Source organism: Edaphovirga cremea (assembly GCF_003332275.1).
GTDB lineage: Bacteria > Pseudomonadota > Gammaproteobacteria > Enterobacterales > Enterobacteriaceae > Edaphovirga > Edaphovirga cremea.
The window spans coordinates 1-11,262 of sequence record NZ_QOVA01000024.1 but is presented as its reverse complement, the minus strand read 5'-3'; the positions used below and the strand labels follow the sequence as shown (position 1 = coordinate 11,262).

Here is an 11,262-nt window from a genome sequence, read left to right as displayed (position 1 = left end):
AAAAAACCTCTTCAGAATAAATAATAGCCATAAATAAATAATAGTCATAATGCTGACTTTCGATATTTTTTTAAGAATTTTCCTAGTGTGATTTAATGTGCCATATCTCAAAAAGTTATAAGTAAATTTATTATTAAATACACTCTCATTAGAGGTGTAAAAAAGATTGCATTATTTTTAAGGATAAAAATCAGTGGAATATGTTATACGCAGGGTAATAATTACCGCTTCCCTGGGCTTTTATGCAAGGCGATAAATATTATTTAAAGGGGCTGCTTAGATTATTTAAAACTCCACTCTAAAAAATTAATTTCACGCCTTTCGAAAAATAATCATAATGATATGCCTTACTGAGGTGTATTACCCTTACTTCCAATATAGTCAGGGAGTATAAACAAATTCATCATGGTTCTGACAATGCTTGATTCGCTCATGCCCTGATGTGCCATACCACGCAGAAAATCGGCATCATTAACGGCATGGTCGAGATAAACTTTGAAATATCGTAATACTTTTTTTTCATAAGCATCTGCGTCTTGCCATATATTATTAAATGTTTCTTCCATATGAGATTTAAGCGTCGTTTTTATCGCTCTGGTGCTGTCAATATAGTCTGCCTTGAATCCATACCGTTGGGCATTGAAGGTATTTGAATTGACAAAAGATGTATATACGGACTCTATTGGCACTCTTTTTTTCAGTACATGCTTCACGAGTAGTTGCGCATAACCACACACCATTGCCGCATGAAGCAACGTCAGAGGTGTATCGCAAACACGAATTTCAATGGTACCGAACTCTGGTTTTGGTCTGACTTCCCAATAAATATCTTTTAGACATTTTATTACCCCCAGTCTGATTGCCGCTTCAACATAGTCGCTAAAATCATTCCACGTTGCAATAGTGTGATCAATAATGCCAAACGTATAAAAAGAATTCAATGCACTAAAACGTGAACTGTCAAAGAGAGTGTCTTCTGATTGATAAAATGGTGAAGACGCAGTGAGCGCTATAAAATGAGGTAAATAGGGAGTCAGTACATGACACAAATAAATAGCATCATCACCTGTTCGTACACCAATATGAATATGCTGGCCGAATACACACGATAATTTTGCCAGAAAACCGTAACGTTGATGTATTTCCCGATAACGCTGGGTTGGGGTGATGGTTTGATTTGTCCAGTGATTACTAATATGCCGACCTCCGCCACACAACCCGCAATTATAACATGCGGCGACTTCTGAGAGATTTCGCGCAATGGTATTTAACTCAGTAAAAAGGGTAAATGGCGTTGCATGCACCGAGGAACTCATTTCAATGGTCGATAATGACAATTCTTTTTTGACATGTTGCTCATCACAATATCTGCTGATTACCTCAATCCCTTTGCTTGAAAGATCAAAATCTTCCAAATCAATCAATTGTAACTCAAGCTCAGTACCGATGGAATGTATGGGCGACGATTTAAATGGGAGCTTAGACATACGTTCACCTCTCATGCTATAACTTTAAATCCGTTTACCCGATATCAAACGTGAAGACGAGAGTTGCAATTGTCATTGCCCTAAACAAAATAATCCCTCAAAATTTTTATCCTCTCAACTCCCTTTTCCACTCATAACTAATTATACCTACTAATGGAGTAAGTTCCTTACAATAGCTCACTCTCTCAATTCGAACCAATCCCTCCACTGCATGGCATTTGATGCACTTGATATGCAATGAATTCGTCGTAACAGGATGATTTAAGAAGTTATTGTGTATAATTTTTTACCCTGTCGACATCTTTATGGTCAAAGTCAGGGTCGAGATATACATGCATTCGTTGAATAAGATTGCCCTTAAATTCAAATACGGTACAAAAATAGCGGCCATCCTCTCCTTCTTTCGGCCAACGTTCACCACTGCGCATTACCCCATGCATCAGACCTTCGACAACGATGGCATCCCCTTCACTAATGAGAGAGAAGCGGGTGGGGTCGTGGTACAGATGGGCGAGTTCGTTGCTGAGTTTCATTCCCAGATCTGTTAGGGATGGCTTGCCATAGGAGACCCCAAATTTAGGGAAAAAAATCACCACGTCCTCTGAAAACAGATGCAGCAATGACACATCCTGTGATGCCAGTTTTTGATAGTATTCACAGATTAAATTAATTCGAAGGCTTTTTTGTCGCTTGCTCACCGTACAATCTCCCTCAATAGGCAATCAACGGGACAATCCTCTACTGCTCCGTTACGAAAAAAAAGTGTAGATAAGTGAAAGCAGGGTAAATAAAAAATAGGAATATTCCTAGATAAAGATGTTGGGGCTATACCGTACCAGGTTAGTTACCATCCGAGGTCTTTTCAAAAATATATTAATATTTACGATAATAATCGCATTTTCGTCAAAATATATTGATTAACTTCTTGTTGTAATTGAATTTAATATGAGAGCAAAAGGGTGTTTGTTTATTTGTTGACAAGGTGCTCTTGTGAACTAGTATTAGTTTCGAGCAGCATTGATCGTCAGGTTAAATAACATTTCTATGTGTCATCTATATAAGGATTTGTAATGAATGACTTAACGACCCCGGCAAAAGGATAATAGGGTCGACCATTATGGTACATCAGGTGTCCCTGCACACACGGTAGCAAATGCAGATCAAATTTTTGATAACATCGCCATATTCACTTGAAGATGTTGACTTGAAAATACACGAACAGGAGGCTGATATGTCTACAGATTTTGATAATGGTGCACCTAAGGCACAGAAACAGGATCAGCAACCGGGTCTTGAATCTGAAATGGATCCTCAACCGATCTATTTTAATCCCGAATACAAAGCCGCGGGTAAGCTAGAAGGAAAAGTTGCGGTGATCACCGGAGGAGACAGCGGGATTGGTCGGGCGGTGGCCATCACGTATGCCCAGGAAGGGGCAAAGGTAGTGATTGTCTATCTGAATGAAGATAGCGATGCGCAAAAAACAAAAGAAGAAATCGAGAAGTTTACAAAGGATGTGTTGTTAATTTCAGGTAATATCAGCGAACCTGGGTTTTGCGAGCAAGTTATTCATGATGCTGTCAATAAATTTGGTTCATTGGATATTCTTGTCAATAATGCCGCGGAACAACATCCCCAAAAAAGGTTTGAAGATATTTCAAATGCACAATTACATCAGACTTTTGCTACCAATATTTTTTCCATGTTTTACTTAATCCGTGCAGCATTGCCTCACATGTCAGCCGGTAGTTCTATTATTAATACAACATCTATTACTGCGTATAAAGGTAATCCTTTACTTATCGATTACTCCTCGACCAAAGGTGCTATCACGTCCCTGACACGTTCTCTCGCCTTACATCTAGCCGAACGCAAAATTCGGGTCAATGGTGTAGCTCCTGGTCCTATATGGACACCCCTGATCCCTTCAACGTTTAGTAAGGAACACGTTGGGGAATTTGGAGAGGAGCAGCCGTTGGGCCGTCCAGGACAGCCCGCTGAATTGGCACCCGCCTATGTGTATCTTGCTTGCGATGACTCGTCCTATGTCACTGGACAAGTGATACATATCAACGGGGGTACCGTGGTAAATGGATAATGAACCTAAATCTGACGAGCATTATCTATACTGTCCGGTGTAACCCAAATTGGACTTGCACACTGGGCATTGAGACCGGGTAATCCTTCAGGACGATCATTTACAGTCAATGGGTCAATGAATTTATGTTATTTCCCCGCATCTGGATGAGATGCAGAATTAAATTCAAGACGTCCGTGTGGCAATGACCCATTCTATTTCTCCCTTTAAATTTCCCCCCAGTTAAATCTTCCCTATTTAAATTTTCCCTATTTAAATTTTCCCTATTTAAATAACAACCCGCGGGGCTTACTGATATATCACCGTAAACTGGGCGCTGGCATTGGCGATACCCGCCGTTACCGTATCGGACGTCGCCTTGTAGCGGGCAATAAAGTCCAGGATGTTATCTGCACCGGAGACCAGGGCATAAGGCTGTGAGTTTTCAAATAATCTCACGATCTGCTGGCTGGCATCTGATAGTTGAATCGCGACGCCCGTTGCCGTATTTACACCGTCGCCTATTGCCAGCAGGCTGTTGTCGCCCGCCACGCTGGTACCGTCAAACTTCACAACGGCACTGCTCGCCGCAACCGGGCAATCTTTCAGGACCAGCTGGAATGCCGTCGGGGCAGCCGTCGAACCAACTCCGGTGAATGCCGTGGAGGCCACTTTGCCCAGGGTGACCGTCAGGTTCTGCGAGTTGGTATCAACGGTGCAGGCGACGTCTGTGATTTCACCGACAAAGTTGATTGTACCGTCTGCAGCAAATACGGCAGGAGTAGCAACAACAGAGGACAGCAGTGCAACAGCAAGTAAATTCTTCTTCATCATAAAATCTCTATTTAATTAATAACAGGGTTAGGGTTAATTCCTTTTCATTTAATTCAATGCGCGGATATCGAACTCTTTCATCATTTCACCCTGCCCACCTTTATAGACATATCGGTCAGAAGTGAGGGGCTATCACACGCAATTCAGGGGTAATCATCCTTTACCTGATGCGTACAGATTACTGATACTTTGGATTCTTAGTAGGCGACTTTAGTTATGCCTTTGTTGTTTTTTGTACACTCTATGACAAAGTGTAACTTGACGATCTCTGAGAGCAACCTGATGAAAAATGTCTCCCAGCCAGCCTCGAGAGTTACGCCTTGGCAGTTCCCAGTGGCCGAGCTAAGCTGGATGGGGGTGGTCTAAATCTGGTTGACCGTCAAAGGTATCCTGCAATGACAGAAACACAAGCATCTACATTCAAGACTAAACTGCTTCGTCCGGCGGATCCCGGCAAGGACGGCTCATGGGCGTTTCTTGTCTTACCAAAAGCTGCCAGTGACAAGTTGCCGAGGCGTGGTAGGACGTCGGTAGAAGGAACCATTAATGGCTATCCTTTTCAAGCCACGCTTGACCCAGATGGTCAGCTTAGTCACTGGCTCAAGGTGAATAAAGAGCTGCAAGAGGCCGCCACTGCGTCGCCTGGAGACACGGTTGCCGTTCAAGTTTCTCCGGCTGACCCAGAACCCGAGCCGCAGTTACCCGATGATCTTCAGGAGGCTCTTGCCACGTCTCCGGCAGCCAAGACTACCTGGGAAGACACGACGACCATCGCACGCCTTGACTGGATCCACTGGATTGAGTCCGCAAAACAGGCCAAGACACGAAAACGCCGGGTTGATAATGCCTGCGCGATGCTTGCCTCGGGCAAGATGCGTGTCTGCTGCTTCGACCAATCGGGCTTCTATAGCAAGAGCCTCAGCGCGCCCAAGGCGAAAGATTAGCGGTGTGACACTGCATCTACATCGCGTTGTTATTTATTATTTGCATAAAATATTACGTATGCATTTTTTGCATCGCAATAGACACAATTGCATTTCACATTCTATGCATCAGTTGCTTATATAGAGAATGAATTAGGTGCTTTACCTAAATTTTGGGGAAATTTATTTCACCATTTAAATAATTGAATCATCAATAAAAAACAATAAATTAACACACTTTGAATTAGTGTGAGACCTTTTGTTCGCATAATTAACTTTATCTTCCGTGGGGTAATACTATGATTTGGCTCCAAGCGCTTGTTGTGCTTACGTGTATATATTGTGGTGTGAGGATGGGCAGTATTGGTATTGGTCTTTTTGGTGGGTTAGGCATTGCCATATTAACATTTGGTTTTGGTTTACCCATGGGCTCTCCTCCTGTTGACGTTATTCTTATCATTATGGCTGTTGTTATGGCTGCTGCCGTACTCCAGGCGACGGGAGGGATGGATTATCTGGTACAGGTATCCGGCCGATTACTTAGAAAAAATCCAAAACATGTCAATATAATCGCACCTATTATTACCTGGTCCATGACCATTATGGCAGGGACAGGGTTTATTGTGTTTTCAACATTACCCGTGATCGCTGAGGTATCTAAAGAAGCCGGGATCCGCCCTTCGAGGACGCTCAGTGGTTCTGTCGTAGCATCGCAGTTGGCGATATCAGGATCGCCTATTAGTGCGGCTATGGCTGCAATGTTGGTGATTATGGAGACTCAAGGGGTCAGCTTTATACAAGTGATCACCGTGTGTCTGTCAACGTCCTTTATCGCCGCAATGATTGCTGCGTTTGTTGCCTCTCGGCAGGGATGTGAACTCAATGATGATGAGGTTTACTTACAGCGTTTGCAGGATGGCTTGGTAAAAAAATATCAGGAAAATACGGTCAGTAATGTTAAAACGGCTAAATTGTCTGTCGTCCTATTTATTTTATCTACCGTTTTCATTGTTGTTATGGCTGCCTTCCCTACAATGCGACCTGGCTTCGACATTGGTAAAACGATGGGGACGCGAGATATTATTGTAGTTAGTATGCTAAGCGTTTCCTGTCTGATGGTAATATTCAGTAAGATTAGTGCGGTTTCAGTGGTGCTTACTCCAACTTTTCGAGCGGGTATGAGCTCTATCGCTGTTATTTTGGGTATTGTCACACTCGGTACCACTTTTGTTGATGCGCATCTGGATGGTATAAAATTGGTGGCAGGGGATATTCTGAGAGACTATCCTATGTTGATAGCTTTGGTATTGTTCCTTACTTGTGCGCTACTCTATTCTCAGGGTGCTACAACGCCAATAATTATTCCCTTGGCTCTCGCTCTTGATGTTCCACACTGGGCTATTCTGGCATCTTATGTGGCAGTTACCGGCGTATTTGTTCTGCCAACTTATCCCACATCATTGGCTGCCATGGAGTTTGATACCACGGGCACTACGCGAGTAGGAAAGTATATTCTTAACCATCCATTTATGTTGCCCGGTGTTATAGGTGTCATTGGTGGTGTTATCTCCGGGTTTATTATCGCTCCGTTGGTATTATAGTACGTTACAGCATTCTGATTTGATTAAAGACCAGAAGCGCTCTGATGCCAGGTTAAGTTTGGAGTTTAAACGGTAAGCATAGACTTCCATTGTGATTACTGCATTACAATTGGGCAGGATACATAGCTGATTATTAGCGAGTTCCTGCTCAATTGAATAGTCAGGTAACCAGGCAATCCCCAGTCCTTGAAGAACCATTCTCTTTAATAAGCCGCTCATTGATGAGACGAAAATAGTATTAAATTTTTCTGGATTATTGCGTGATAAGTAGTGATCGACTTTACGACCCATATAACTTCTATCAGTATAATTTAATAAAGGAATAGATTCTTGATCAAAACTAAAAGCGGGTTCGCCTTGCTCATTTACTGCACTAACAGGGTAGAGATGTGATTCGAGTATTTTTAAGTATTGAAATTGCCCTGACATGAGCATTTCATCGTAGAATGAAAAAATAAAATCAGATTTCCCCTCTTTCAGGCTAATGATCGTGTCGTTAACATCTATAGACTCAACAAAAAAAAGCATATTATTAGTATTAGGAATGAGCTTAAATAATGCCGGAACAATGAAAATAGATAAAGAGTGTGCTGAAGCGATCTTAACTTGACTTTTCACATTAACCCCCCCTTTTAGGGTGGTTAAGCTATATTCTAGTTCATCCAGCATATTTCTTATTTTTGAGTGAAAAATACGCCCATTCTCTGTCAAGCTAAGTGGGGAAGAATTTCGATCAAACAACTCAAAACCTATGGCGTCCTCCAGACTTCGGATGCGACGACTAAATGCTGATTGAGAAATACTGCAATTTTCTGCAGCCACAGTGAAATTACGACTCTCTTCTAAAGCCAGAAAATCATAAAGCCATTTTGTTTCTATGTTTTTCATCATGTTTTATCTCTATATAAATATTGGGTTTTATTTAAAAAGCTCCCTGAAGAATTCTTAACTATGCATTTTTCACATTAACAATTTTATTTTAGCAATTCACATTTTTTATAATTATGAGATATTTAGTATATATTGAAATCATACTTGCAGTAAAGAGGATGTTTTATGGATAACATCATTGGAATTCTTGGAGGGATGGGGCCAGCGGCGACTGTTGATGCAATGAATAAAATGATAATGAATACGGATGCGGCCAAGGATCAAGAACATATCCCCATTATCGCTTTCTCGATACCCGATATACCTGATAGATCTGCTTGTATATTAAATCATGAACCGTCACCACTGAGTAAATTAATCCAATACACCAGGCTCATTGAGAATGCCGGTGCAAAATGCCTTATAATACCCTGTAATACAGCGCATTACTGGTTTGATGAATTGAAATCTGCCACGAAGATGGAGATGATCAGCATCATCGATACCACTCTGTCGGTGCTAATCCGTAACCAAATAAAAAAAGTTGGATTATTGGCGACTGACGCAACGGTTTCAAGTCAGTTGTATAGCAAAAAACTTTTAGATAACAAAATAACGTGCATTCTTCCAACAGTAGAAGAACAAATGGACGTAATGAAAAGTATTTATGCGTATAAAGCCGGTAATATTGAATTAGCCAAAGAGTTAATTGAGGGTGTTAATGACTCCTTGTTAAGTAAAGGCGTTGAAAAAATCATTATGGGTTGTACTGAGATCCCTTTGATTTTGAGTGAAAAAATTAATCTTAACCCAGGGAAGTATATCGACACCACGGAGGAGCTTGTAAAGTCGGCTATCCGGTGGTATCAGGATAAAAGCATTAAACCAATATAAAATTAGATGTTTTAGAAAGTCCTATGATTATTTTTAACTGATTATTGAATCTGGAGATTGAAGCTAAAACCTTTCCCATTAAAGCAATGGATGGTTGCTCGTAATAGAGTAGAGTCAATCATTAATACGTCTTAATTTATTTATCATAAAAATACCAGAGAGGATTGTTATGCCAAGTAACATTCGTATTGAAGAAGACCTATTAGGTACACGAGAAGTCCCCGCAGAGGCTTACTACGGTATTCATACCCTACGCGCGATTGAAAACTTTTATATTAGTAACAGTAAAATCAGCGATGTTCCTGAGTTTGTTCGTGGCATGGTTATGGTGAAAAAAGCCGCTGCAATGGCCAACAAAGAGCTGAAAACCATCCCAGGCAAAATCGCCGACACCATCATCCAGGCCTGTGACGAAGTGCTGGATAAAGGCAAGTGCATGGATCAATTCCCGGTGGATGTGTTCCAGGGAGGAGCCGGTACTTCATTGAACATGAACACCAACGAAGTGCTGGCAAATATCGGTCTGGAGCTGATGGGTCACCAGAAAGGTGAATATCAGTACCTGAACCCTAACGATCATCTCAATAAGTGCCAGTCCACCAACGACGCTTACCCCACTGGTTTTCGCATCGCGGTCTATGCTTCCAACTTGAAGCTGATCGACGCAATCCACCAATTGAGTGAAGGTTTTGAGTTAAAGGCCAAAGAGTTCAAGACCGTTCTGAAAATGGGTCGTACCCAGTTGCAGGATGCAGTGCCAATGACCCTGGGCCAAGAGTTCCACGCGTTCAGCGTACTGTTGAACGAAGAGACCCGAAACCTGCATCGCACCGCAGAATTACTGCTGGAAGTGAACCTGGGTGCCACGGCTATTGGTACCGCGCTGAACACCCCGGAAGGTTACCAGCATCTGGCCGTACAAAAACTGTCGGAAATCAGTGGACTGGCTTGCGTTCCTGCCGAAGACCTGATCGAAGCTACCTCCGACTGCGGTGCCTACGTGATGGCGCACAGTGCGCTGAAACGTCTGGCGGTGAAACTTTCCAAGATCTGTAACGATCTGCGTCTGTTGTCTTCAGGCCCACGTACTGGCCTTAATGAAATCAACCTGCCCGAATTGCAGGCCGGTTCTTCTATCATGCCAGCCAAGGTGAATCCGGTTATCCCAGAAGTCGTTAACCAGGTTTGCTTTAAAGTGATCGGCAACGACATCTGCGTTACCATGGCCGCCGAAGCAGGCCAGTTGCAGCTAAACGTAATGGAACCGGTAATTGGTCAGGCAATGTTTGAGTCAATTCACATTCTGACAAACGCTTGCTACAACCTGTTAGAAAAATGCATCAACGGCATTACTGCCAATAAAGAGATCTGCGAGCGTTACGTTTTTAACTCCATCGGTATCGTCACCTATCTCAACCCATTTATTGGCCATCATAACGGTGACGTTGTGGGTAAAATCTGTGCAGAAACGGGTAAAAATGTGCGGGAAGTTGTTCTGGAACTTGGCTTGTTAACAGAAGTTGAACTGGACGATATTTTCTCTGTCGAGAACCTGATGCACCCTGCTTATAAAGCGAAGCGTTATAACGAAGAAAGTGAAAAATAAAACTTGATTCAATAAAGCACACGATTTTTTTAATCGTGTGCTTTTTTTTGGCGTATCACCTTCATCTTGACAATAAAGACATTAATAAGTGTTCTTTTTGTTATGGCGTGTATGTTTACAATCGTGGCATGCAGGATGGGTATATTCTTGAGCACATCGTCAGAACCTGGCGTCGGGGTGAGTACAGCTATGTCATCTGGAGCGGCAGAATGTCAGTCAGGCAGACACCGTCTGCCGGTTCATCCACCTCAAAGCAGGAACAGCAGGGCGATTTGCCCATTCACCCTCTTTACCGCTTCTACTAGCCCCTTGGCGATAACGCCCCAGATATCATCATGCTGATTTGATGCCTTGTTGGTCATAACCCTTCACCTCCAGACACTACATTACGGCAGATGCGAATCAGCGACAGCCTATTTACAACGCGACAGGATACCGTTCCCCACGGAAATATAGATCTCAGCGTGAATCGCTAATGTAAGGGTGATCTTACGTCTGAAAATATAGGGTCAAATCCAGTTTTTAGTATTGCCCAAAGTTATTTTCATCATTAGCTTCATGGTGCCGACGCCAGGCGTCGGGCGGCCTCTACGACCGAGGCTCGTCGTCTGGCATATTCTTCTGTGCTATCGGGCCCCGTTAACATACGCGCTACCTGTGGAACGGCAGACCACCAGCCAGCCAGGGCTAACACCAAAAAAGCCAGATGATCTGCCTCAAGGGCCTGGGTAACCACTCCCTGGCGCTGCCCATCTGCCACAGCCTCAATCTTGTATCCATAATATTCGCGTCGCTGTTCTTCGTCCGGCACCTCGTCATTGAATGTCAAGCCTTCCCAGCGCATGAGTCGGCTCAGTTCAGGATTTTCAAGATGGTAGTCGTAGGCGCGACCAGCGTAATCGCCAATGTCTTCGGTCGCAAAGGATGTGACGGGTAACGCCTGCGCCACCTTGGCCAATTCGTTGCGCAA

Annotated in this window: 10 protein-coding genes; 5 read left to right on the top strand and 5 right to left on the bottom strand. The window is 42.9% G+C overall.

The features are described from left to right. Positions 1–347: 347 nt before the first annotated feature. Positions 348–1,487 (bottom strand): YbdK family carboxylate-amine ligase, encoded by a 1,140-nt coding sequence (locus DRI82_RS20300; RefSeq protein WP_157968111.1) that lies wholly within the window; start codon positions 1,485–1,487, stop codon positions 348–350. Between the two features lie 269 nt (positions 1,488–1,756). Next, positions 1,757–2,185 (bottom strand): nuclear transport factor 2 family protein, encoded by a 429-nt coding sequence (locus tag DRI82_RS20295; RefSeq protein ID WP_114195728.1) that lies wholly within the window; start codon positions 2,183–2,185, stop codon positions 1,757–1,759. A 533-nt stretch (positions 2,186–2,718) separates the two neighbouring features. Between DRI82_RS20295 and DRI82_RS20290 the strand changes: the two genes are divergently transcribed. Continuing rightward, complete coding sequence (locus tag DRI82_RS20290; protein WP_114195763.1) at positions 2,719–3,585, top strand: SDR family oxidoreductase; 867 nt, start codon at positions 2,719–2,721, stop codon at positions 3,583–3,585. Positions 3,586–3,873: 288 nt separating this feature from the next. Here the strand turns inward: DRI82_RS20290 and DRI82_RS20285 are convergent, their stop codons facing one another. Then, positions 3,874–4,395, bottom strand: a complete 522-nt coding sequence (locus tag DRI82_RS20285) for a fimbrial protein (protein ID WP_114195762.1) — start codon at positions 4,393–4,395, stop codon at positions 3,874–3,876. Between the two features lie 398 nt (positions 4,396–4,793). On the opposite strand from DRI82_RS20285, the gene DRI82_RS20280 reads away from it, so the two are divergent. Next, complete coding sequence (locus DRI82_RS20280) at positions 4,794–5,342, top strand: YdeI/OmpD-associated family protein (RefSeq protein ID WP_114195727.1); 549 nt, start codon at positions 4,794–4,796, stop codon at positions 5,340–5,342. A 278-nt stretch (positions 5,343–5,620) separates the two neighbouring features. Next, the gene (locus tag DRI82_RS20275; protein ID WP_114195726.1) at positions 5,621–6,922 is read left to right on the top strand and encodes an anaerobic C4-dicarboxylate transporter; all 1,302 of its coding nucleotides are present in this window, start codon (positions 5,621–5,623) and stop codon (positions 6,920–6,922) included. On the opposite strand, the gene hypT is transcribed toward DRI82_RS20275, so the two are convergent. Next, positions 6,917–7,813, bottom strand: a complete 897-nt coding sequence (gene hypT / locus DRI82_RS20270) for a hypochlorite stress DNA-binding transcriptional regulator HypT (RefSeq protein WP_114195725.1) — start codon at positions 7,811–7,813, stop codon at positions 6,917–6,919. The genes DRI82_RS20275 and hypT overlap by 6 nt on opposite strands. A 165-nt stretch (positions 7,814–7,978) precedes the next feature. Between hypT and cuyB the strand changes: the two genes are divergently transcribed. Then, on the top strand, positions 7,979–8,686 hold the full coding sequence (gene cuyB, locus DRI82_RS20265; protein ID WP_114195724.1) for a cysteate racemase: 708 nt from the start codon (positions 7,979–7,981) through the stop codon (positions 8,684–8,686). Between the two features lie 169 nt (positions 8,687–8,855). Beyond that, a complete protein-coding gene (aspA, locus tag DRI82_RS20260) occupies positions 8,856–10,292 on the top strand; it encodes an aspartate ammonia-lyase (RefSeq protein ID WP_114195723.1) in 1,437 nt (478 codons plus the stop codon). Between the two features lie 556 nt (positions 10,293–10,848). Here the strand turns inward: aspA and DRI82_RS20250 are convergent. Further along, on the bottom strand, positions 10,849–11,262 hold a 414-nt coding region (locus tag DRI82_RS20250; protein WP_114195721.1), incomplete at its 5' end, for a TetR/AcrR family transcriptional regulator.